19 protein-coding genes are annotated in these 22,526 nt (G+C 44.3%); 10 read left to right on the top strand and 9 right to left on the bottom strand.

Annotated features, from left to right (window positions below):
- Window positions 1-49 precede the first annotated feature (49 nt).
- A complete protein-coding gene (locus DV872_RS08925) occupies window positions 50-499 on the top strand; it encodes a DUF1456 family protein (RefSeq protein ID WP_114629578.1) in 450 nt (149 codons plus the stop codon).
- 94 nt (window positions 500-593) lie between these two features.
- Here the strand turns inward: DV872_RS08925 and ygeW are convergent, their stop codons facing one another.
- The gene (gene ygeW, locus DV872_RS08920) at window positions 594-1,790 is read right to left on the bottom strand and encodes a knotted carbamoyltransferase YgeW (protein WP_114629577.1); all 1,197 of its coding nucleotides are present in this window, start codon (window positions 1,788-1,790) and stop codon (window positions 594-596) included.
- A gap of 125 nt (window positions 1,791-1,915) precedes the next feature.
- A complete protein-coding gene (gene arcC / locus DV872_RS08915) occupies window positions 1,916-2,866 on the bottom strand; it encodes a carbamate kinase (protein WP_114629576.1) in 951 nt (316 codons plus the stop codon).
- Between the two features lie 226 nt (window positions 2,867-3,092).
- Here arcC and DV872_RS08910 point away from each other — a divergent pair, with 226 nt between their 5' ends.
- Complete coding sequence (locus DV872_RS08910) at window positions 3,093-3,731, top strand: transcriptional regulator (RefSeq protein ID WP_114629575.1); 639 nt, start codon at window positions 3,093-3,095, stop codon at window positions 3,729-3,731.
- 48 nt (window positions 3,732-3,779) lie between these two features.
- On the top strand, window positions 3,780-5,645 hold the full coding sequence (locus DV872_RS08905; RefSeq protein WP_114629574.1) for a diguanylate cyclase domain-containing protein: 1,866 nt from the start codon (window positions 3,780-3,782) through the stop codon (window positions 5,643-5,645).
- 50 nt (window positions 5,646-5,695) lie between these two features.
- Here DV872_RS08905 and DV872_RS08900 read toward each other — a convergent pair whose 3' ends face one another.
- From DV872_RS08900 to DV872_RS26520, 6 genes are all read right to left on the bottom strand, one after another.
- Window positions 5,696-6,898, bottom strand: coding sequence for a YgeY family selenium metabolism-linked hydrolase (locus tag DV872_RS08900; protein ID WP_114629573.1), 1,203 nt, complete (start codon window positions 6,896-6,898; stop codon window positions 5,696-5,698).
- Window positions 6,899-6,974: 76 nt separating this feature from the next.
- A complete protein-coding gene (gene ssnA / locus DV872_RS08895) occupies window positions 6,975-8,303 on the bottom strand; it encodes a putative aminohydrolase SsnA (RefSeq protein ID WP_114629572.1) in 1,329 nt (442 codons plus the stop codon).
- A 9-nt stretch (window positions 8,304-8,312) separates the two neighbouring features.
- Entirely contained in the window at window positions 8,313-11,414 is a 3,102-nt protein-coding gene (gene ygfK, locus DV872_RS08890; protein WP_114629571.1) for a putative selenate reductase subunit YgfK, read from the bottom strand.
- A 141-nt stretch (window positions 11,415-11,555) separates the two neighbouring features.
- Window positions 11,556-13,016, bottom strand: coding sequence for a pyridoxal-phosphate dependent enzyme (locus DV872_RS08885; protein WP_114629570.1), 1,461 nt, complete (start codon window positions 13,014-13,016; stop codon window positions 11,556-11,558).
- Between the two features lie 3 nt (window positions 13,017-13,019).
- Window positions 13,020-14,219: a threonine synthase gene (gene thrC, locus DV872_RS08880; RefSeq protein ID WP_114629569.1), complete on the bottom strand. Its 1,200-nt coding sequence runs from the start codon at window positions 14,217-14,219 to the stop codon at window positions 13,020-13,022.
- An 11-nt stretch (window positions 14,220-14,230) separates the two neighbouring features.
- Window positions 14,231-14,398: a hypothetical protein gene (locus DV872_RS26520; protein ID WP_158546897.1), complete on the bottom strand. Its 168-nt coding sequence runs from the start codon at window positions 14,396-14,398 to the stop codon at window positions 14,231-14,233.
- 282 nt (window positions 14,399-14,680) lie between these two features.
- Here DV872_RS26520 and pcnB point away from each other — a divergent pair, with 282 nt between their 5' ends.
- Complete coding sequence (gene pcnB / locus DV872_RS08875) at window positions 14,681-15,844, top strand: polynucleotide adenylyltransferase PcnB (protein ID WP_114629568.1); 1,164 nt, start codon at window positions 14,681-14,683, stop codon at window positions 15,842-15,844.
- Here pcnB and DV872_RS08870 read toward each other — a convergent pair.
- Window positions 15,841-16,746 (bottom strand): hypothetical protein, encoded by a 906-nt coding sequence (locus tag DV872_RS08870; protein WP_114629567.1) that lies wholly within the window; start codon window positions 16,744-16,746, stop codon window positions 15,841-15,843. The two genes, pcnB and DV872_RS08870, sit on opposite strands and share 4 nt — an antisense overlap.
- A gap of 158 nt (window positions 16,747-16,904) precedes the next feature.
- On the opposite strand from DV872_RS08870, the gene DV872_RS08865 reads away from it, so the two are divergent.
- Genes DV872_RS08865 through DV872_RS08845 form a run of 6 tightly spaced genes read left to right on the top strand, consistent with a single transcriptional unit; the run spans window position 16,905 to window position 22,525 of the window.
- Window positions 16,905-18,413: a hypothetical protein gene (locus tag DV872_RS08865; RefSeq protein WP_147283131.1), complete on the top strand. Its 1,509-nt coding sequence runs from the start codon at window positions 16,905-16,907 to the stop codon at window positions 18,411-18,413.
- Window positions 18,410-19,750: an electron transport complex subunit RsxC gene (gene rsxC / locus DV872_RS08860; protein WP_114629565.1), complete on the top strand. Its 1,341-nt coding sequence runs from the start codon at window positions 18,410-18,412 to the stop codon at window positions 19,748-19,750. Before DV872_RS08865 ends, rsxC begins: the two co-directional genes overlap by 4 nt.
- On the top strand, window positions 19,747-20,772 hold the full coding sequence (locus tag DV872_RS08855) for an RnfABCDGE type electron transport complex subunit D (RefSeq protein WP_114629564.1): 1,026 nt from the start codon (window positions 19,747-19,749) through the stop codon (window positions 20,770-20,772). The genes rsxC and DV872_RS08855 overlap by 4 nt, the downstream gene beginning before the upstream one ends.
- The gene (locus DV872_RS26815; RefSeq protein ID WP_171832076.1) at window positions 20,769-21,311 is read left to right on the top strand and encodes an FMN-binding protein; all 543 of its coding nucleotides are present in this window, start codon (window positions 20,769-20,771) and stop codon (window positions 21,309-21,311) included. The genes DV872_RS08855 and DV872_RS26815 overlap by 4 nt, the downstream gene beginning before the upstream one ends.
- A complete protein-coding gene (rsxE, locus tag DV872_RS26810; RefSeq protein ID WP_171832075.1) occupies window positions 21,312-21,935 on the top strand; it encodes an electron transport complex subunit RsxE in 624 nt (207 codons plus the stop codon). It begins immediately after the preceding gene.
- Window positions 21,935-22,525, top strand: a complete 591-nt coding sequence (locus tag DV872_RS08845; protein ID WP_114629563.1) for an electron transport complex protein RnfA — start codon at window positions 21,935-21,937, stop codon at window positions 22,523-22,525. Before rsxE ends, DV872_RS08845 begins: the two co-directional genes overlap by 1 nt.
- Window position 22,526 lies beyond the last annotated feature (1 nt).

The raw sequence follows: 22,526 nt of genomic DNA, 5'->3' as shown, positions 1-22,526 counted from the left end.
GGATTAGTATTATAGTCTGAGTTTGTAAACAGGATTTTAAAGGAATAATATGGATAACAATACAGTATTAAGAAGTTTGCGCTATGCAATGGATATAAAAGATCAGGAAATGAATGATATTTTCACTCTCGGAGGTGCCAGCTTTGAGACCTCTGAAGTTTCGGCAATGCTTAAAGCTGAGGATCATGAAGATTTTACTGAGCTGCCAGATGAGGGTATGCTGCAGTTTCTGGATGGACTTATCCTGAAAAAGCGCGGTCCTTCAGAAAGACCAGCGGCTAAGGTTGAAGAGGAGATCAGCAACAATCTTATGATGAGAAAGATCAGAATCGCCTTTGAATTGAAAGAGGATGATATGATCCGTACCATTGGAAAAGGTGGTTTTGTCGTTAAGAAAGCTGAACTGACTGCTCTGTTCAGAAAGAAAGGGCATAAGCACTACAGAGCCTGCGGCGATCAGATGATGCGTTACTTTCTAAAAGGTCTGGGCAGCAGATAAGGGAACCTGCCAAAATATTTCCGGCAATAAAAAAAGAGCAGTTCGTCGTGAACTGCTCTTTTTTTATTTCTAATAATTTAAGATTTTGATTGAATTAGATAATTCTCTTTGTATCTTTTTTCAGCATTTCCATCAGCTTCTCAGAAGGATTTTTGAATTTACTTGTAAAAATCATGGCTGCAATAACATAGGGTTTGAAGCTTGCTTCCTTGTAAAGGGGAACTCTGTAGCGGTCAAATACTGATGCTTCAACCTCACCTTCTTCACAGCTTACTCCGGAGATATCCGCAGGAAGGCAGTGCATATAAAGAGCTTCACCGTTTTTGGTGGTTTTCATAAGCTCTTCTGTACATTCCCAGTCTTTATGTTTGGCATTCTGTGCCAGCAGTTCTTTTTCAAGTGCCTTGATTCCTGCATCATCACCCTCAGCATAGAGGTCAGTTCTTTTTTCCATTGCACTGAAGGGTGCCCAGCTCTTGGGATAGACAATATCAGCATCTTTGAATGCTTCTGCCATAGAGTTGGTTTTTACAAAACTTCCACCAGAGGCATCTGCATTTTTCTGTGCAATAGCTTCTACTTCGGGCATGACTTCGTAGCCTTCAGGATGAGCAAGGGTTACATCCATACCAAAACGGGTCAAGAGACCAATGATTCCCTGTGGTACTGAAAGAGGTTTTCCATAGGAGGGAGAATAGGCCCATGTCATGGCAAGTTTCTTACCCTTAAGGTTTTCAACTCCACCTAACTGGTTAATGATGTGAAGTGCATCTGCCATGCTCTGAGTGGGGTGGTCGATGTCACACTGAAGGTTTACAAGGGTGGGGCGCTGCTCCAGCACACCGTCTCTATATCCTTCTTCAACAGCCTTAGCCACTTCCTTCATATAGGTATGACCCTTACCGATATACATGTCGTCTCTGATACCGATGACATCAGCCATAAAGCTGATCATGTTTGCAGTCTCACGAACAGTTTCACCATGAGCAATCTGAGATTTTCCTTCATCCAGATCCTGATCTTTAAGGCCCAGAAGATTCAGGGCACTGGCATAGCTGAAGCGGGTTCTTGTTGAATTATCTCTGAACAGAGAAATTCCAAGACCACTTTCAAAAGCTTTGGGGGAAATATTGCATTCCCGCATACCTCTCATTATCTCAGCTACTTCAAAGATTGCTGCGATTTCATCATCAGTCTTGTCCCAGGTCAGTAGAAAGTCATTTAAATACATATTCTCTGCTCTCAGGCAGGAAAGATCTTTAATCCGTTCTTCAATTCCAATTCTATCCATTGTTTGCTCCTATACATACTTTCGGAGTGAGTAATATCACTCCGTTGTTTCTTTAGTAAGGCCTATGTGCCTATCAATATATTTATCACAATAATGAGCTATGATCAAAAGCTCAGATCCAATTTTTAAGAAATATGAGTACCCGATCCATTCAGTACGGCATCTTTGATATTACCCGGATTGGTGATAATCACTTCCTTACCGCCGCGATCCAGAAAATCAAGGGCTGCCTGAATCTTCGGAGCCATGCTGCCGGGGGCAAAATGGCCTTCCTTCATATACTGCCTGGCTTCTTCTGTGCTTATATTGTTCAAAGTTTTCTGTTCGGGCTTTCCAAAATTCAGACAGACTTCTTTGACTCCCGTAGATATGATAAAAATATCGGCTCCCACTTCGTATGACAGATAGGCGGATGCAAAATCCTTATCAATTACAGCATCCCGGCCTTCCAGCATTCCTTCATCATTTTCAATAACAGGGATACCTCCACCACCGGCGGCAATAACACAGTAGTCCTCTTTGAGCAGTGCCTTGATGGCACCAAGCTCAATAATCTTCTTAGGTAGAGGGGAGGCTACAACTCTTCTGAATCCTCTGCCCGCATCTTCCACCAATGTCCATTCAGGATAGGCATTTCTAAGAAGTTCCGCTTCATCTTCTGTATAAAACTGCCCGATTGGTTTTGCGGGCTTCTTAAATGCCGAATCTTCAGCATCAACCAGAACCTGTGTTACAACGGTTGCTGCTGTCATCTTTATGTTTCTTTTTCTGAATTCATTATCCAGAGCCTGCTGAATCTGATATCCAATGGCTCCCTGGGTATCCGCATCACAGCTGACAAGGGGTACTGGATGCATTTGTGCTACTTCTCTGGCTATTTCTGAACGTCTCAGAATAAACCCTACCTGAGGACCATTCCCATGGGTAACCACGACTTTCATTCCTGTTTCAACAAGATCGGCAATATGCTCGGCTGTCTGACAAACAGCCTTATATTGATCTTCTACAGTCATATGATCTTTATCTGCAATAAGAGAATTTCCACCGACTGCTATCAGTGCTAATGAACCGGACATAGACACTCCTTTTTTAAGACTCTACAGTCCTGACAATTTTCTTCCCTGACCAAATAGGCCGAAGGCATTATATGATTATAGAGTGGTTTACAAATAATTGGCAAGGTTTATTAAAAAATTGTAAGAAATCGTCTCTATTTTTTGGCAGAGTGCTGATTTTCTGCTATAATAACAGAGTCTATTAAATCATCGGGACTGATTTTCAGTTGCCCTAGTTGGAGTTCTTATGCCTTATCATGATTCATCACCCGTTCTGCAATCCTATATGCCTATGGTTCAGGCTGTAGGTAAAACTCTTGGGGTCGGAGAGGTCATCCTTTACGATTTCCAGCAGGACCCGCCTATACTGATTGCCCGGGAGGGAGGCATTACAAGTCGTCAACCGGGAACCAGAGCCACTCAGCTGCTCTGTGATATGGTCGAAGAAATGACTGATGCCGGTGAAACCATGAGGGTGAACTATGAGTCCGCAACCAAGTCGGGTAAACCTCTAAAGTCTACAACTGTTCTGATTCATTTTGAAGAACAGCTCCTTGGAGCTCTCTGTGTCAATGTCGATATGAGTGCCATGAATATGCTTCAGCATTTTCTGGATCAGTTTTCCGGTAAAGAACGGATTAATGGTCATGATGAGATGCCTCAGAATACTCAGGAATTTCTCAATATCATGATATTGAAAGGTATAGAATCCATAGGAAAACCTGTCTGTTATTTTGATAAAAAAGATAATCTGGAAGTAGTACGCTTTTTGAATGATAATAAAATATTTTCTATCAAGGGCTCTACAGATACATTGGCCGGAGAACTCAATGTAAGCCGGTATACCATTTATAATTACATTGAGGAAGTGAAGAGCAGCCAGTAATTACAGGACTTTCTGGCTGAATCGTTTATTATCTGTTATTATAGAATTATGCAACCCAGGGCTTCAATAATTAATCCGGAAATAGTGCTTACAGATAAGATTCCTATTGGTTCAGGAGAATTTCTGACACCTGAATATGATCAATCCCTGATGGATGCCGGAGTGTTCCCCTGGTTCTGGGATCTTAAGAAAAAGCAGGTTCTTCTAACTCCCAATATTTTAAAACTTATATCCGAAGCAGAAGACTGCGGCCACTATCTATATCCTGTTATTCAGAGCCATTTAAATCCTCAGGATGCAAAGCAGTTCTTTAAAATTATCAAGGCTTTCATCCGTCTGGAAAAAGCGGGAGATTATGATTTTCAGATAAAAAGTTCTACTGGTCTTTCTCCCTGGATGAGGATATCCGGAACATATCTGAAAGAGGGCGGTGAAATAATCGGCATTATGGGAAATCTTAGAAATATCAATGAATCTGTAACGCTGCAGAAAAATCTGTTAGAGAGCAGGAATTTCCTTGATACACTGATCAACCTGATTCCCCTCCCCATATATTACAAAAATCTTAGAGGTGAGTATGAGTTTTTCAATAAGGCATTTTCCAAACTTCAGGATATGCAGGATATGGATCTCATAGGCAGTACTGTGTACGACCTTTACAGTCTGGAACAGGCCGATGAATTCACCAGAAGTGATCAGTCTCTGTTCAAAGATAAGGAAGTACGAGTCTATGATGAAAAAGTTACTTTCCGGGATGGAAAAACCAGAGAATTGATGATCCACAAGGCTCCTGATATAAGTTCAGAGGATTCTGAAGTGAAGGGACTGGCCGGATTCATACTCGATATGACCGAGCAGAATAAGGCGGCAAAAAAGATCTCCCGCCTTATTGATATCAAGGAACTTGTATTGGAGATTAATCATGCCATTCTTTCCATTCCTGATATGGAAAGTCTGCTCGAATTCATACTAAAGAAGATTCCTTCAGTTGTAAAAAATGCGGACTGCGGTACAATTTTGCTGCACAAAGAAGGAGTGCTGACTGTTACAGCCTCTTACGGATATGAAATGAGAGATTTCAAGAATTTCAGTTTTCCTGTAGAATCCTCCTTTATGTACAAGGAAGGAGAGGGAATCCCGAAAAAAGTACTCATCATCAATGATATTCAGAGAATTATCAGTGAAGGGAATCATCCTCCACTTCTTCCAACCAAAAAAGGAAATAAAATTAATTCTTTTATGGGTTCTCCCATAATAAGAGAAGGGCGTATGCTCGGTTTGTTTTCACTGGATAGCTTTAGCAATAATATTTTCAGAGAAGAGGATATTGAGCTTATGGATTATCTCAATGAACAGCTGGCGGTTGTTCTCGATAAACAGGAGCTTTATCAGAAGGTTCTTGGTCTTTCCCGTTTTGACAGTCTGACAGGTCTCAGCAACAGACACTATTTTCAGGAACAGGCTCAGGCGGCTCTAAGCAGAGCCGGAAGAACAGATCAGACTCTGGTAATACTTCTTGCTGATATTGATTCACTGAAACCTGTTAATGATTACTGGGGGCATGAAGCCGGTGATTCTATGATCTGTTCATTCAGTACACTGTTAAAAGAATCATTCCGAGATTCCGATATTCTGGGGCGAATGGGGGGGGATGAGTTTACCGCAGTTTTTCATGATACCGACAGGGAAAATCTTGAAGCCAGATTTAATAATTTCCGCAATAATCCTGAACTCTTTGATGTTCCCGACGGGAAAGTTGCCTGCCGTTTCAGTTTCGGTACCGCCGAATATCCAACAGACAGTAATTCTCTGGATGAACTGATTAAAATTGCTGATCAGAGAATGTATGATATGAAGGAAAATGGAAAACGGGAGAGGGGTATTCTCAGCATGGAGTCACTTCTTCTGAATTAAAAAAAACCGGCAGAAAAATCTGCCGGTTTTTTTATATAAATTAGTTTTTATTAAATCTGATAGGCCAGCATTGCATAGAATGCGGAACAGATCACAAGGTCTTCCACCCTGTTCTTCTCATTGGGAGCGTGGGCTTCCTTTTCATCTCCGGGACCGAATCCGATCATAGGGATTTTATGACGGCCGCAGATGGCAACACCGTTTGTTGAGAAAGTCCATTTATCTACTACAGGATCTTTACCGTAGAGAGCGCTGTAAGCAGCTACTCCGTCTGTTACGATCTTATGGTCTTCATCAATTTTCCATGTGGGGAAATAAAGCTCCTGACTGTAGTCTGTGTCTTTCCATCCTCTCTTGTTGTAGTCGGGCATGGTGACCGATTCGGGTGCTTCACCCAGGGCTTCAGTGATATATTCCTTAACCTGGCTGATGGCAAGATCCGCATCTTCTCCCCAGGTAAGACGGCGGTCCAGATACAGCATGGCCTGATCGGGAACAGCACACTGGGAAGGACCGTTTACCTTCATTTCAGAAACCACAATGGTTCCCTTACCAAGGAATTTTTCATCATCGGGCTGGAGATCTGCATTCAGTTTTTCCATGGCCAAGGCTGCACGGCTAGCTTTGTAAGCTGCACTTACACCACGTTCAGGGGCGGAACCATGACTGGAAACACCCTTGATTGTAACAACCATTTCCATTCGGCCTCTGTGGCCTCTGTAGAGGCGGCAGCTTGTGGGCTCTGTTGATACAGCAAAATCGGGTATCAGTTTTTCTTCTTCAATAAGATATTTCCAGCACATACCGTCACAGTCTTCTTCCATTACTGTAAAAGTGAAGTAGACTGAGTAGTCTTTATCATAACCCAGATCTTTAAGAATTCTACCTGCAGTAATCATGGAGGCGGCTCCGCCTTTCTGGTCGGAAGTACCACGACCCCATACATAGGTATCGTCTATCTCTCCGGAGAAGGGATCTTTTTCCCAGGCACTGAGGTCACCGGTTGTTACTGTATCGATATGGGCATCAAATGCCAGAATCTTGGGACCATTACCAACACGCCCTATTACAGAACCCAGACCGTCAAAGTAGACTTCGTCAAATCCGGCTTCTTCGCACATCTCTTTGATTTTTCGGCAGACAGCTTCTTCTTCACTGCTGTAGGATTTAATCTTTACCATTTCAGACAGCAGCTTGGCTGTGTAATCTCTATATTCTTCCGCCTTAGCGCGGATTTCCTTCTCAATGCTCATTAAATTACTCCTTGTTCCGGATTCTTCCGGATGTTTTGTTTTTCAGTATGAGGCCGAACAGGCCGGACCTTGAACGTTACGGTTCGATTGAATTCATCTTTTCCCACAGCCTTGCAGCGTTGTCTCTTGCTGTTTTGTATATGCTGCTCACATCAAAGGGAAACTCCCTGTCTTTCAGTACAACCTTACCCTCTATTATTACGGATCGGACTGAGGATGCAGACTGCCCAAAGGCAATATGACCTGCAATATTCTCTGCTTTAAGGGGGGTAGGAGCGTTGTAATCGGATACAACGATATCTGCCTTAAATCCCTTCTCAATGCGTCCGAAACGGCTGTCGAAATTTCTTTCCAGAATTGTATTGCCGTTGTGCAAAAAGTTCAGGAAATCTCCCGGCCAGAGAGGGCCGCCTTCATCTTTATGTTTGAAGTAAGCGAATTTCAATTCCTCCCACATATCCGTACCCATTCCGTCTGTTCCAAGGGCTGCATTTTTATATGAACCGATATTCTTCTGTGAACCCACATTGTTGTTCATGTTGGAACGGAAATTGGCAACCAGAAAACTGTTCCGTTCATTAAGAATCTTCCGTTCCTCTTCAGACAGATACAGACCGTGAGCAACGATGGCTTTACTGTTCAGGAGCCCGTGTCTGTCAAGTCTTACCAGAAGATCCTCACTGTAGTGATGATGGGAGTGGGCTACATCATAGCGGTCTTCTGCAACATGAATATGTAAGCCCCGTCCTGTTGATTCAACTGCATCAGAAAGTAGTTTAAGGCCCTCTTCAGGCACGGTGAAAGGAGCATGGGCACCTATATGGCATTCAAAAAGTCCTTTCCATTTTCCTTCTGATTTCTCTTTATCAATTTCTTGTGCCATACGGATATTTTCCGCAATGCCGGCTTTCATTTCAGCTAAACCGTTTCTGTCACTGGTTTCATAACAGCTCATACCACGTAGTCCTGTCTCTTCAAAGGTATCTTTCAGTACTGAAAGAGATCCCTCTAAAAAGGAGGGAGAGGCATGGTGGTCAATAACCGCGGTCGTTCCATTTCTGATGGCATCCAGGCAGCAGATCTGTCCGCTGGATTTCAGAATATCCTTATCAATGGCTCGGTCCAGACGCCACCACAGATTCTTCAGGGTTGAGATGAAATCAGGGGATGGCGGGATATCCGCTAAAATTCCTCTGGCAAGGCCTGAATAAAAATGGTTGTGACTGCACACAAGACCGGGATGAACGATCCCGCCTTTCAGATCCCACACTTCATCCGCCGAAAGACCTTCGGCGGCTCCGGGACCTGCAGCGGCAATCTGATCACCGTCAATGACAATATCCCAATCCTGAAAAACTTCAGGGGGAGAGAAATTGACTACTGTTGCATTTTTTATTATCAGCATAGTATTTCCTTATTCCTCCACTGGTCCGCAGTACCAGCTGTAATCGGTCAGAATGGTTCTTAGGATGGCCGCGGTTTTCTGTCCGTCCGCCCCTCCGGGAATTGTTCCGCTCAGTTCACTGCCGTCCCAGTTCAGTTTGAAGACAGATCCGCTCTGGCGGAGTGTAATCTCAGAACCATTTGTGATAAATCCGTTATTATCACTCCCTTCAAAGTCACTGATTCTGTTAAAAACTGTGATTTTATCTTTGTAGGGGCGGCCATCCCAGGGACAGAACTGTGCACAGTTCCCACATTCATTACAGTAGGCATCCACATGGAGAATCTGACTCTCCTGAGAGAATCCATCAGCTGTTTGAATAACCACATTGGCTCTGTTGGGACATACATCCACACATTTGTTACAGACCACATCACATTGAAGACAGCGGCTTGCTTCATTCTGTGCCCATGCTGCAAACTCATCGGGATTTTCGGCACTGGGAGTCATTCTGCTTTTCCGCTTTAAAAGATCCTCCCGCTCGGTGTTATCCAGCTTCTCCGCTATTACGGGTGTAAGCAGAACACCAACTTGTGCAAGGATATGGTTTACAGATTTTCGGGCACTTCCCATGGCTACAACAATGGAGTCCGGACCGGTCTGTGCATCACCCACCAGAAATACACCGGGAACTTCTGTTTCCAGGGTTTTCTCATTGAGTTTTGCCCAGCTGCCTCTTACGGGTACTCCCATTTTCTGCAGCATCTCATTATCCACATTTTCACCAATGGCTGTGATCAAAGTATCTACCGGGAAGTTCTCTGTTTCTTCTGTTATCACAGGGCGTCTTCTGCCGGAGGCATCGGGTTCACCCAGTTTCATTACAGAACAGCTCAGTTGACCGCCGCCCCTGAAGGCCGCCGGATTTCTGAGGAAGTGAAAACTGATGCCCTCTTTCATGGCGTCATAGTATTCTTCTCTGTCTGCGGGCATTTCTTTAAGTGTACGTCTGTATATGACTCTTACTTTTTTAACACCCGGTGCTCTTACAGCGGATCTGGCGGAGTCCATGGCTGTATTTCCGCCGCCCACAATGGCTACATTTTCACCCAGCTTGCATCCTTCGGGGTCATGGCGGAACTGCTCAAGGAATTCCAGAGAGGTCATAACACGGCCGCCGGGAAGATCCAGATGTCGGTTCTTTTCAGCTCCGATAGCAATAAGAATAGAATCATAACCCTTGGCTTTGAGATCATTTATGCTGATGTTTTTTTCTCCGAAGTGGAAATCAACACCGTGCATTCGGATGAAGTCCATATCTTTTTCGATCTGATCCGGCGGCATTCTAAAGGCTGGGAGTACATTCCGTATTACACCGCCGGGGCCGTCTTCTCTTTCAAAAATAGAGACATCCATACCGCCGCGTTTGAGGAAATAGGCCGCCGCAAGACCTGCAGGTCCTGCACCTATGACCGCGGCTTTTTTAGAGCTGCCGGTAGTCGGTTTATTGAAGCGTTTCAGATACTCGTCAAAGCCTTGCTGAGCCGCTATTTTTTTCATTTCACGGATTTTTACTGTTCCGTCATAATCAAGACGGGTACAGTTGTAATGACACTTATGGTCACAGATCCATCCTGTTATAAAGGGGAGTGGATTCTTGTTATAGATAACCTCAAGGGCATCGGCAAAACGTCCCTGTCCTACCAGTCTGAGATATTCGGGGACATCCTGATGGATAGCACAGGCAGTCTTACAGGGAGCTACGGCACATTCGTAGAGAGGGAGTTCCTCTTCTGTGCTGATAACATCAGTTCCACGCCAGTCTTTCTTATACTCTGGAGCTTTCAAGGCCTTTTCAGCCAATATTTCCAGGGCCTTGAGGTTTATTCCGTCTCTGTTCCAGTCCTTTACTTCTTTTGCCTTATCAACAGCTCTGGCAAGACGTCCGTATCCACCGGGCTTCAGCATCTCGGTTGCCATGGTTACAGGACGTATTCCCGTCTCCATAAGCTCCTTCATATTAAGAACTGAAGCTCCACCTGAGAAGGATATTGGAAGGGTACAGTCAAATTCCCGGCTCAGTTTCAGGGCGACCTGAATGGAAATGGGAAATAATGCCCGTCCGGACATATACATTTCTTCACCAGGCAATGTACCCTTATTGTTGACAGAACCAAGGGTATTGGTGAGTTTTACACCAAAATTCAGTTTCTGTTTTTTACCTAGAGCGATCAGTCTTGTCAGCATGGCGACAGCGTCGGGATACTGCAGGTCGTGGGCAAATCCTTCAGGATTCAATGAAATATAATCAAATCCCAGCTCATCCAGTATGGAACGGACTTTTTTAAATCCAAGGAGGGTGGGGTTCAGTTTTACAAAGGTATGAATCTTTTTTTCTGTCAGGAGATATACGGCAATCTTTTCGATTTCCTCGGGAGGACAGCCATGCATTGTACTCAAGGTCATTGAGCTGCATAGTTTTGGAGAAATCCTGTCTGCCAGACCCTTGAGAGCCGAAGCTTTTCCTTCCAGGCCTGTTCCTTTTAAGAAGGAGGGATCAGCTGCCAGGGCATCCAGCTCTTTTTTGTATTGTGTAAATTTTTCTTCGGATGAGCTGTTCATCAGTCTGTTGATAAACTGATCCATTCTTGGATTCTGGATACCCTTAAGGTCGTATCCAACAGACATATTGAAGATAAACTGTCTCTCATTGTGATCTTCAAAAAGAGCTTCCATCATATGAAGCAGGAACCAGGATTTCAGATATTCATCATAAGCCTTGTCCAGTGTGTATTCGGTAGACCATTCGGTGTTAAAGCCTTCATCTTCGGCATCGATACAGGGTTTTTCAATTTCAAGTGTATCCATGATCTGAACAGTTTTCAGTTCGAAGAAACGGGCCCCTGCCGCCCATGAGGTAACAATGTTCTGGGCAAGCTGTGTGTGGGGGCCTGCTGCAGGACCTACAGGAGTAGCGGCGGTTTCTCCGAAAAGTTCCATGGGGGAGTGACCACTTCCGTCAGCACCGCTTAACTCTTTATTAAAACTGAAGATAGTACCGTCTTTGGCTTTTTCTGAAAATATTCTGTTTACCAGTTCTCCAAAGGAGACCGGATGCATTATATCAGTCATAATCCTTCCTTTATTTTATTTTCCTTTATACTTCAGACCGGCAAAACTGCGGATGCAGTCCTGCCGGCATGTAAACTAAGGGCCTGAAAGGAGCGATGCCTCATCAACAGCATCGGAATTCATCAGGCAAAAGGGAAAAGATCAGCTTTTGTCGATCATTTCATTGAATTCCTTGATATGTTCATCAATCTGATCAGCCTGATTCATGGTTCCGTACCAGTAATTGTCATGGTCGTACCACTGTGCATTCAGCTCTTCCAGTTCACGTCCCTGCTGCTCGATCCATGTAAAGTATTTAAGATTGTGGATGCTTTTTCTGTCGTAGTAGCTGAGCTCTTTCAAGTTATCGATGGACTGACCAAGGATAAGTTCCATATCCCGTTCCGCCTGTGCATTGTTATAGGCACCTCTGGCTTCAGCAAGTTCATCGATTCTTGAACCGTAGAGCTCCATTGAGTCTGTGGCGATTGTGACAACATAGTCTTTTTCGGTCAGTTCGTTGTATTTTGCAAATTTGATTGCGGCCAGTACGTTGGCAACACCGGAGATTCCGAAAAGGTCAAGCTGATCTACAAGGGCGGCATCAACACCGTTTGCTTTGAGAACATCCCGTCCTGTTTTTTCATTGAACAGACGCAGCAGTCTCATGGAGTCTTCATCGTCAATAGCGGAAACAAAGTCAGTATCCTTACAGTTGTGTACCCAGGGAACATGTTTGTCACCGATTCCCTCGATTCTGTGTGCACCGTATCCGTTATTCAGAAGAGTGGGGCACTGCAGAGCTTCTGCAGCAACAATTTTCATATGAGGGAATTTTGTTTTGAGGTAGGACCCTGCAGCCAGAGTTCCACCGGAACCGGATGAAGAGACGAATCCGGCCATCTTGTCGCCGTCTTTCATATAATATCCGAGAGCTTCCTCGATGGCGCTTCCTGTTACATTGTAGTGCCAGAGGGGATTTCCCATTTCATCAAACTGATTGAAGATTCTCAGATCCTGTCCTGAAGCCTTGAGTTCCCAGCATTTATCGAAAATTTCTTTTACATTAGATTCTGAACCTGGAGTGGCAATGACCTCACCGGCAACTTTTTTCAGCCAGTTAAAACGTTCCTGACTCATCTCTTCAGGAAGAATAGCGATGGCTTCACAGGCCAAAAGAGATGAAATATAGGCTCCACCGCGACAGTAGTTTCCGGTAGAGGGCCAGACGGCTTTTGTTGTAAAGGGATTGAACTGTCCTGTAGTAAGGACGGGTGCCAGACATCCGTATGTAGCGCCGACTTTATGGGCTCCCGTAGGGAACCATTTACCAGTAATAACTACTATTTTCGCCTTGGTACCTGTAAGAGCTTCGGGAAGAACAAGGTGATTTACCTTTCCGAAGAGACCGCCCGAGGCCTTTGCTTCATTTTTCCATGTGATTCTGTATAGGTTTACAGGGTCAATATCCCAGAGTCCTGTTTTTTTCAGCTTCTCTTTCGCTTCATCAGGAACCAGTTCAGGATTTTTCATCATGGCGTAGGTCGGGAGTTTGATTCCCTTGGACTTGCAGTACTCTGCGTTGTGTTTCTGAATGTCTTTGTTTACTGTAAAATCAATCATTCGTTATCCCCTTATGTCTTCAATACTTGTAATTGTCTGCTCGGGCATCTTAATTCCTTTCAATGCCGTTGCTGTATCTTTTAAACCGTTGCCTGTGGCCAGGACAACGACAGTTTCATGAACTGATATCTCTTTTTTGCATTTCAGCAGCCCAGCCCAGCCCGTAGCTCCTGCGGGTTCTGTAAACAGTCCGGAACGGGAGGAGAGATGAGCCTGGGCTTCGATAATTTCATTATCAGAAACACAGACGACATCTCCATCGTAGTTCTGCAGATATTTCAAGGCGGTATATCCATTTCTCGGTATATCAACGGAAATTGAATCGGCTATAGTAGTACTTGGCTGATTGTCAAAGGAACCTGACTTCCATGCTCTGTAGAGGGCGTTGCTTCCCTCTGCCTGAACAGCTGTTATTCTGGGCATCTTTTTAATCAGTCCGAACTGGAGCAGATCCTTGAATCCTTTATATACGCCTCCAAGAATGCATCCATCACCCGTGGGGACAAACACTCTGTCGGGAGATTTATTACCCAGCTGGGCAAAGATATCCAGAGAAACGGTTTTTTTACCTTCCATGGTCATGGGATTCCAAGCTGTGTTTCTGTTCATTCCACCCTTTAATTTAGAATAATCCAGGGAGAGGTCATATGCCATATCATAATTTCCTGCCACCTTATAAACGGTAGCTCCGTACTGCAGCGCCTGAATCATCTTGGCCGGGGGAGCAGTTTCGGGGAGGAATAATATAATTTTCTGTCCTGCCGCCGCACCTATGCCTGCCATTGAGGAACCGGCATTGCCTGTGGAGGCCAGAACTATTGTATTTTCTCCGCTTTGTCTGGCATAAGCTGATACCAGGACCGAGGCCCTGTCTTTGAAGGAACCAGTTGGATTACTTCCGTCATTCATGATGTAGAGACCCGGTATTGAGAGTTCCTCTCGGAGTCTTTCAGGTTTCCACAGTTCACCTTTTACCCTGGGAAGGGGAGGGAAATATTCCGGAGGAACCGGGAGAAGGCTTTGAACCAGTACTTCTGTGTCTACCGCCGCATTCTCCGGAAGTGTTCCCTGTGGCTGTACTTCAAGCACACCTTTCAGAGGTTCATCGATCTTCTGGCTTTTACTGCAGGAAGGGCAGGTAGTGAGTGCGGGGTTCAGTTCATATGATGTACCGCATTCTGTACATAGATAGCTGAATTCCATTTTATGTCCTCTTAATATTTAAAATTGATTAACTGATCAGTCAGTTGTGTCGATTCCAGATGATCCCGCAGGCTGAAATCCATTACCATTGTAACAGGTAATTCCAGAAGGAAAAGAGAAATTACTGTTTTTTTTGTAAAAACTACAATTATTTTGTAAGTCGCCTGTTTTTCCTTCATTTATAAATGAAATCAGTGATTGATTTTCAGTTCTGAAAGTTCTTCTTTACAATTTCCTTTTTGTTCTGAATAATGAGTTCCGGTACCCTCCTGTTTTGTGTTCTATCTCTGCATTGTCTGTCAGGCATACAGGGACGGGGGGTGTACCCTTGAATTATGAGGCTATATTGAATAAAATAGATTCTTGGTAAGTCTGCAGTCAATTGTAGATTTTATACATTCTCAAGCTGTCCCGTTATCTCTTCTAAAGGAAGAGCGGTTTACTGGAAATAAAAAACTGTAATGCTTATAAGATATGGAAAGAATAGTAAGGGCCGTCTGATTAAACAGGCCAAGGTATATACACTGGATGAGCACGGCATAAGCCGGCGCAGGCTGGATCACGATGCTTTGAAGGTTACAGACAGACTTAGGACCGCAGGATATCAGGCTTATGTTGTGGGCGGAGCCGTAAGGGATCTGCTTATAGATAAAGCACCTAAAGATTATGATATCGCAACCGATGCCTCTCCGACAAGAGTCAGGAAGATCTTTAGAAATTCCAGGATTATCGGAAAGCGTTTTCGTCTGGTTCATGTTTACTTTCCCCAAAATAAGATTCTCGAGGTTGCCACTTTCCGTTCATTAGAGGGCGGTGAAGGTGATAATGTATATGGAGCCATGGATGAAGATGCCAAACGCAGGGACTTCACTCTTAATGCCCTGTACTATTCCCCCAGGGAAGAACAGATTATCGATTACCATGACGGTGTTAAAGATATAAAGAATAGAAAACTACGCTCAGTCATTCCACTTGATGTTACTTTTAAAGAAGATCCTGTGAGGATGCTCAGAGCAGTAAAATACTCTGTAATGACCAATGCCCGGATACCTTTTTCTCTCCGTAGAGCCATTAAAAGGGATGCACCACTGCTTCTGGAATGTTCAGTTTCCAGAATGTCTGAAGAAATTTTTAAAATTCTGCAGTCAGGATATTCTGAATCTATCATTCAGACCGCTGAAAAGCTGAATTTGTTTGAATACCTGCTTCCCCGTTTTCATAAACAGCTGAATGGACCCCGAGGAAGAACTTTTACAAAGAAGTTCTACAGAGATCTTCAGAAACTGGATAAGTATATAAAGATAGGGGATGAGGAAAAAACCAGGGGAAAGATGCTGAATTTTCTCTGCAGAGGATTTCTTGCTGAAACAGGTGCTCTTGACGGGGGAGATGAGACCTCATTCAGCGATACAATTAATGCTGTTAAAGAAGCCCTCAGGCCCATGATTGCTCCAAACCGGGATGTTATGGATGGTGTGAAGTTGGTTTTTAAACAGAATAACTGGAAAATCCCCCGAAAAAGACCGCCCTTCAAGGCAGCCGCACAGAAGGGAATCAGATCCAAACCGTCAAAGACAGGTTCCATGTCTCAGAAAAGAAAAGTAATAAAGCCTGCTGAAGACTAATTCTTCTTTTTCCATTTTGATACTTTAGTCACCTCTATACTGACCTCTTCAATCAGAATTCCTGTGAAGCGTTCAACCTTATCAAGGACATAGGCCTGCAGATCGTGAAGACTGCCTCCCAGCTGACTGCCGTAACCGGCTTCAATATCTGTTTTGATCCTGTATCCCCGTCTCTCTTTTTTAACTGAAATCTTAATTACTTTTATTTCGCAGTCATACTCATCGATACAGTGGAGAATCATCTGCGAGAGGGCAGCTTCAGAAATTTTAACTGTTCCCCGTTTCCTTTCTGTTGCAAACTCGGGAGTGACTATAGCCTTTTCAAATATCTGAGTCTCTTTTCTGAAACCGAAACTTTTTCTAAATAGAATCTTAATGGAGTCTGAAAGAATATGGGAGTAGTCAGTTTTTACTTCGATTGAGGGAACAGGAATAATATGTTTTCCTTCGGAATAGCGGGCCTGTATGGCCCTGTCTATCTCTTCCCGGCTTGCTATATCTTCAATCCTGATGATTTTGCTTACAGGCGGCAGCCCGAGGCGTCCCACTATTTTACTGACCATCTTTTCTGAAGTACCTATGAGAAGTATTTTTCTCACCTTCTCTTTCTTAATGGTGTCTCTTACATCCATTCTATGCTCAGGATCATCGAACAGAGCCGTCTTGATGGCTCCCATATACAGTTTCTCTTTCTTAGCCGATTTGCCTGCGATGATTCTATTGTCATTTATGAGAAGACCGTCATCAATCATATAGGGGATGTTGTATTTTTCTGCCAGAAGACGGGCGCGGAAACTCTTTCCAGTACCGCTTTTTCCGACCAGGGCATACACAGAAACTCCCCCGAGAATTGTAAGAAGGGAGGAAAATGTTTTTTTTAGTTTTTCACCAGGACTGCTCATGAATCTAAATATAATCAATACCCCGGTCCGGGTAAATGAAAAAGCTCATTAAAGGTTCTTTTATATCTATATATTCTTGACAAAGGAGAGAGTTAAACGGAGAATTATCCAAATGGTTCCTACTATGAATATCCTCAGCAGTACATGTGGTTTTAAAGATGAATAGCCGTTCTCGGAATATCCTCCCACGTACAGCATCCCTTATGCTGATATTTGCTGCTTTTGCAGGACTTTTCTTTCTTTATACACACTGGACATATGAGGGCCGGTTCTGGCAGAACTGGTATCCTCTCCTGATATCAGAATCCCTGATGAGTCCTGAACTTGAATCTGAAGTACTCAGACTTAGCGGCGGTGATGTGGTTACAAAATCCGGAACTGTTATGGAATACACGGATTATAAAGATCTTGAAAGCATAAGTCTTGAAGATTTTTCAGCAGGGAAGGGGCCTTATAAGGAAGATCCCAGGATCGATCCTTATATGAATGGGATTGGATCTTATTTTAATCAGAACATATATGAAATTCTCTATTTACCAAGTGATAAATCTCCTCTAGACTACCAGAGGCTTTTTTCTGATTCATCCCTTATGGCTGAGACAGACTGGATTTTGCCTGACTGGAATAAAAATTATATTGAAGTTTTACTTTTTGCATCAGTTTTATTGCTGCTCTGTTTCGGATCATTAAGATTCTGTGTTACGGTTTCCGCCTTTTTTGCAGCAGGACTTATTGTGTATGCCCAGGGGCAGAACAGTGTATTGCTCGTCTTGGCTGTAACAGCACTTTTATTAAGATTGTCTGTTATGGGTTCCACCAGGTTCTCATGGTATTTTCTACTTCCCTTTCTACCGGCGGCAGCCTCTTTTTATATGGGATTGATTCAAATCCATCATCTGGAGTTGACAGGACTGGTCATTTTATCTTTTATAGGAGCAGCGTTCTGGCCTGAGCGAGCAGCTTCCCTGAAGGAGAAGAAGCAGAAAACCAGGAGAGTATTCCCTGGAAAGGATCATGCTCTTTTTGAACCTGTTTCATTATTTGAGAGACAGCGGTCTGTGAAATCTGCTTCAGGAGAGAGACCCTCTCTTTTTTTGATGTCGGCCGCTTTGCTTTGCTTATTCCTCGGCGGGATGAATCTGCCGGGAGAACATATATTGCCTGCCGGTATTCCGTCTGTGGAAAGATCTGAGGGATTCTGGGATTATGACGGTCTGGTTTTTACGGAAACATCTGGTTATCTGCCCGGTGCTTCGGATTATATAAAACACCGGGCATATCAGGAATCTTTTATCTACGGGGGAAGCTATAGTCTCCCGGTTCCGGGGTCGGTAATCTCCTATGAAGATTACCATCTATCAGATGGACGGGTTTTTGAATCAAATCCGTCGGTACTAATTTTTTCGGAGTCATGGTATAAATCCCGTCTGGAACAGATGGCCGACTCCGGACCGGGTAAACTGCTGGCGAGTGAGAGTTCTCCACCCGTTATCAGTCCCCGCTATAGTGAAACTGTCGGAATCAGTCTGCAGATGCTTCTTGTATTTGCAGTTTTTATAATTGTCTTTGTTCTGATCCACCTATCCGGTGTACACCATGCTTCTGAATACAGCGGCATCCGGAGCAGTGGTAAATTCGTATTAAGGAGAAAACAACAGGCAGCATGAGTCGTTTTAAAACTTTCCCCAAGGGGGGAATTCACCCTACAGACCACAAGGAAGCAACCTGTAATAAAGAGGTTCAGAATGCCAGCTTATCAAGTATAACTGTCGTGCCTTTATCTCAGCATATTGGTGCACCCTGTGAGTGTCTTGTTAAAAAGGGAGATATTGTAGAAGAGGAGCAGCTCATCGGTAAGGCCGGTGGATTTGTTTCAGCCAATATCCATTCACCCGTACCTGGAGAGGTTAAAGAGATCAAACGGATCTACCTCCCCAATGGAATTGCCGTAGATGCGGTTGTTATCGAAATGCAGGGAGAGTTCAAGCGTCTAGGCAAAGAGATCTCTCCTAAAGACTGGAATGGTATGTCCAATGAGGAAATCAGTGCAAAGGTTTCCGAAATGGGTGTTGTCGGTCAGGGAGGCGCTACATTTCCAACTCATGTCAAATTGAGTTTACCCAAGGGGAAAACCTGCGAAACCTTGATTATCAATGCCGTTGAATGTGAACCATATCTGACTTCCGACCACAGGGTCATGCTTGAAAAAGGTAAAGAAGTCCTGGAAGGAATCAAGATCGTTCAACGTCTTCTCTCACCAGAAAAGACTGTGATAGGTGTTGAATCCAATAAGATGGATGCAGTCGAACATCTTCTGTCTCTGGTCTCCTCTGAAGGCCTGGATATTGAGGTTATGCCTCTGGATGTTAAATATCCCCAGGGAGCTGAAAAGAACCTTATTAAGGCCGTAACAGGGAAGGAAGTACCTTCAGGCAGGCTTCCTCTGGAAGTTGGAGTCATAAATGCCAATGTGGGAACCTGTCTCTCAGTTTATGAGGCAGTTGTTCTGAATAAGCCTGTAATCGAACGTGTTGTTACCGTTTCCGGCGGTGCTATTAAGAATCCTTCTAACCTGAAGGCTCGTGTCGGTACAAGTTTCAGAACCCTTATTGAAGATTGCGGCGGTTTTTCAGAAGAACCTGTTAAGGTTATCGCCGGTGGACCAATGATGGGATTTACGGTTTATGATCTTGATACTCCGGTAACAAAGGGAACCAGTGGAATACTGGCTCTCACCGCAAAAGAGATTAAAGCGGCCAAACCCACTACCTGTCTCTCCTGCGGACGCTGTCTTTCAGCCTGCCCCATGGGGATCAATCCTACAAAAATCTTCAAATATATTGAATTCAATATGAGCGATGAAGCTGCGGATGCCGGTCTGATGGACTGTGTGGAATGCGGTTCCTGTTCTTTTATGTGTCCGGCTCATATCCCTCTTGTTCAGGGTTTCAGAGGCGGAAAAAAAATCTTAAGAAAAAATAGTATGAAAAAGGCGAGTAAATGAAAGATAAACTCTTGATTTCAAGCTCACCCCAGTTTCACCACCCTCAGAGTACGGCTTCCATTATGTGGACCGTTTCCCTCTGTCTGCTACCTGCAGGTGCCTGGGGAGTATATATATTCGGAATTAGAGCCCTTCTTGTAATGCTGGCAGCCATTGCCGCTGCGGTAGGCACAGAGGCTCTCCTCGGACTCGTTAAAAAGGAAAACACAATTGCCGACGGCAGTGCTTTTCTCACGGGTCTTCTTATCGGTTTTAATATGCCGCCGGCCGTTCCCATCTATATTGTTGTTGTGGCATCAGTTTTTGCAATATCCGTTGTAAAATGGACCTTCGGCGGACTGGGTGGTAACTGGATGAATCCGGCACTGGCCGGGCGTGTCTTTGTTTTCTTCTCCTGGACCGGAGGAATGACAACATGGACTCTTCCCCGCAGCGGCGGTGCCGATGCGGTTACCGGACCGACCCCCCTGGGATCTCTAAAGACAGGACTCTCATCCATGACCAGTAATATTCATGGTCCCCTGGATCTTCTGTCTGCAGAGGGTGTTCCCGTATCTTATATGGATCTGTTTCTGGGACGTATTCCCGGTTCTATCGGTGAAGTTTCAGCGCTTCTCCTGATTCTGGGAGCTCTGTACCTTCTGATAAAAAAAATCGCCAACTGGGAAATAGTTGTTTCCTATCTCGGCAGTTTCGCCCTGCTGGTCTGGCTGTTCGGCGGTTTCCGCTATGGACAGGGGCTCTTTACGGGTGATGTCCTTTTTCATATGCTTTCCGGAGGCCTGATGCTGGGAGCCCTTTTTATGGCTACAGATATGGTCAGTTCTCCCCTTACCCCCAAGGGTATGCTGGTTTATGGTGTTGGATGTGGTTTTATGACATATCTTCTCCGTTTCTTCGGTTCTGTACCCGAAGGTGTCTCTCTTGCAATAATCTTTATGAATATTTTTGTTCCTCTTATCAACAGAGCTTTTCAGCCCGAAAAATTCGGTGTTGTGAAGACTGAGGAGGAAGCCAAATGACAGCAACCATGGAAAAAGCCGGAAAACTGGCATTAATCTGTGCAATCTCCGCCATTCTGCTGGGTTTTGTAAACTCAGTGACTGAACCTGCTATTGCAATCCGCAAGGCTGCGGAACTGAAAGCTGCACTTTCTTCACTTCTGGAGGATGGTTCCCCCGGTGCAAAGGAAGACATCATGGATGCCGGATCTGTTATTGCCCGCTATCCTGTTGAGGGAGTCGGCGGCTGGATTCTGGAATTCAATGGAAAGGGATACGGCGGAGACATGAAGATTCTCGCCTCCTATGATGAGCAGGGAACAGTCCTTGATGTTGTTCTGATGGACAACGCAGAAACTCCCGGACTGGGAAAGAAGGCCGAAAAGGCCGAATATATGGATAAATTCAGAGGCACCGGAGGAGCAGCAGGTCCTGTTCCCACCACGAAAGGCGCTCTGGACGCACCTGATTCTGTATCAGGGGCAACAATTACCTTTGTTGGTATTGCCTCTCCTCTTCATGAGGGATCTGAATATATTCAATCTCTGGGGGATAAGTAAATGAGAGAATTTACAAAGGGGTTTGTAAGAGAAAACCCTATTTTTATACTGATGCTGGGACTTTGTCCTTCACTGGCAGTTTCTACACAGGTGGTAAATGCCCTTGGAATGAGTGCCGGTACTATTTTTGTACTTCTGGGTTCCAATATCATGGTAGCCCTTTTAAAGGATTTCATTCCTGATGAGATTCATATTCCTGCATATATTGTTATTATTGCAACTTTTGTAACTCTGGTTGACCTGCTGATGCAGGCCTATGCTCCCGGTCTCTCAAAGAGTCTCGGTGTATTTGTACAGCTGATTGTTGTAAATTGTATTATCCTTGGAAGAGCCGAGGCTTTTGCTAGTAAGAATACTGTAAAGGACTCTATAATGGATGCCCTGAGTATGGGACTTGGATTTTTCTTCGGTCTCACTCTGATCGCTCTGATCAGAGAGGTATTCGGAGCAGGAACAATCACATTGTTTCCCATGGGGAACTTTGACGGCGTTATCGAGATTCCCGGACTTGTATCCGCACCTGTAAGAATTATCTCTCTTTCAGCGGGTGCGCTCTTTGTTGTGGGTTATCTGAAAGCCATATTCAACTGGATCAGTTCCAGACCCGGTAAGGAGGAACTCTAATGAGCTATTTTGCAATAGTTATTACCTATATTTTTATCAGCAACCTGATTCTTTCCCAGTTCCTGGGACTCTGTCCTTTTATCGGTGTTTCAAAAAATGTTGAATCCGCCGTGGGAATGGGATTTGCAGTAACATTTGTTATGTCCATTGCATCATTGGTTACCTGGGCTCTTTATCATTTTATTCTGGTGCCCCTGGGGCTGACCTATCTTCAGACTATTATCTTTATTCTGACAATAGCCTCACTGGTTCAGCTTGTTGAAATGGTTGTTCAGAAGTATTCTCCCGTGCTGTACAAGGCCCTGGGTATTTATCTTCCCCTGATCACAACAAACTGTGCTGTTATGGGTATCGCTCTGATCAACATCAACAGTGGATATAATGTTCTGGAGAGCTTCACAGCAGGAATAGCCGCCGGTATGGGATTCCTTCTGGCGATCCTTCTGATGTCGGCTATTCGTGTACAGATGGAAACAGAAAAAGTTCCCCGTTTTCTGAAAGGAGCTCCCATTGCCTTTATCAGCGGTGGTCTCATGGCCATGGCTTTTATGGCCTTTGATAAAGCTCTGCTGAACAATCTGGTAGGATAAA

Origin of the sequence: Oceanispirochaeta sp. M1, from assembly GCF_003346715.1 — a bacterium.
Classification (GTDB): domain Bacteria; phylum Spirochaetota; class Spirochaetia; order DSM-2461; family DSM-2461; genus Oceanispirochaeta.
The sequence above is the reverse complement of the archived record's forward strand: the minus strand, read 5'-3'. Positions and strand labels throughout refer to the sequence as shown.

Coding starts and splice junctions, on each gene's coding strand:
- DV872_RS08925 (WP_114629578.1), top strand. CDS start 50: ATGGATAACAATACAGTATTAAGAAGTTTGCGCTATGCAATGGATATA.
- ygeW (WP_114629577.1), bottom strand. CDS start 1,790: ATGGATAGAATTGGAATTGAAGAACGGATTAAAGATCTTTCCTGCCTG.
- arcC (WP_114629576.1), bottom strand. CDS start 2,866: ATGTCCGGTTCATTAGCACTGATAGCAGTCGGTGGAAATTCTCTTATT.
- DV872_RS08910 (WP_114629575.1), top strand. CDS start 3,093: ATGCCTTATCATGATTCATCACCCGTTCTGCAATCCTATATGCCTATG.
- DV872_RS08905 (WP_114629574.1), top strand. CDS start 3,780: ATGCAACCCAGGGCTTCAATAATTAATCCGGAAATAGTGCTTACAGAT.
- DV872_RS08900 (WP_114629573.1), bottom strand. CDS start 6,898: ATGAGCATTGAGAAGGAAATCCGCGCTAAGGCGGAAGAATATAGAGAT.
- ssnA (WP_114629572.1), bottom strand. CDS start 8,303: ATGCTGATAATAAAAAATGCAACAGTAGTCAATTTCTCTCCCCCTGAA.
- ygfK (WP_114629571.1), bottom strand. CDS start 11,414: ATGACTGATATAATGCATCCGGTCTCCTTTGGAGAACTGGTAAACAGA.
- DV872_RS08885 (WP_114629570.1), bottom strand. CDS start 13,016: ATGATTGATTTTACAGTAAACAAAGACATTCAGAAACACAACGCAGAG.
- thrC (WP_114629569.1), bottom strand. CDS start 14,219: ATGGAATTCAGCTATCTATGTACAGAATGCGGTACATCATATGAACTG.
- DV872_RS26520 (WP_158546897.1), bottom strand. CDS start 14,398: ATGAAGGAAAAACAGGCGACTTACAAAATAATTGTAGTTTTTACAAAA.
- pcnB (WP_114629568.1), top strand. CDS start 14,681: ATGCTTATAAGATATGGAAAGAATAGTAAGGGCCGTCTGATTAAACAG.
- DV872_RS08870 (WP_114629567.1), bottom strand. CDS start 16,746: ATGAGCAGTCCTGGTGAAAAACTAAAAAAAACATTTTCCTCCCTTCTT.
- DV872_RS08865 (WP_147283131.1), top strand. CDS start 16,905: ATGAATAGCCGTTCTCGGAATATCCTCCCACGTACAGCATCCCTTATG.
- rsxC (WP_114629565.1), top strand. CDS start 18,410: ATGAGTCGTTTTAAAACTTTCCCCAAGGGGGGAATTCACCCTACAGAC.
- DV872_RS08855 (WP_114629564.1), top strand. CDS start 19,747: ATGAAAGATAAACTCTTGATTTCAAGCTCACCCCAGTTTCACCACCCT.
- DV872_RS26815 (WP_171832076.1), top strand. CDS start 20,769: ATGACAGCAACCATGGAAAAAGCCGGAAAACTGGCATTAATCTGTGCA.
- rsxE (WP_171832075.1), top strand. CDS start 21,312: ATGAGAGAATTTACAAAGGGGTTTGTAAGAGAAAACCCTATTTTTATA.
- DV872_RS08845 (WP_114629563.1), top strand. CDS start 21,935: ATGAGCTATTTTGCAATAGTTATTACCTATATTTTTATCAGCAACCTG.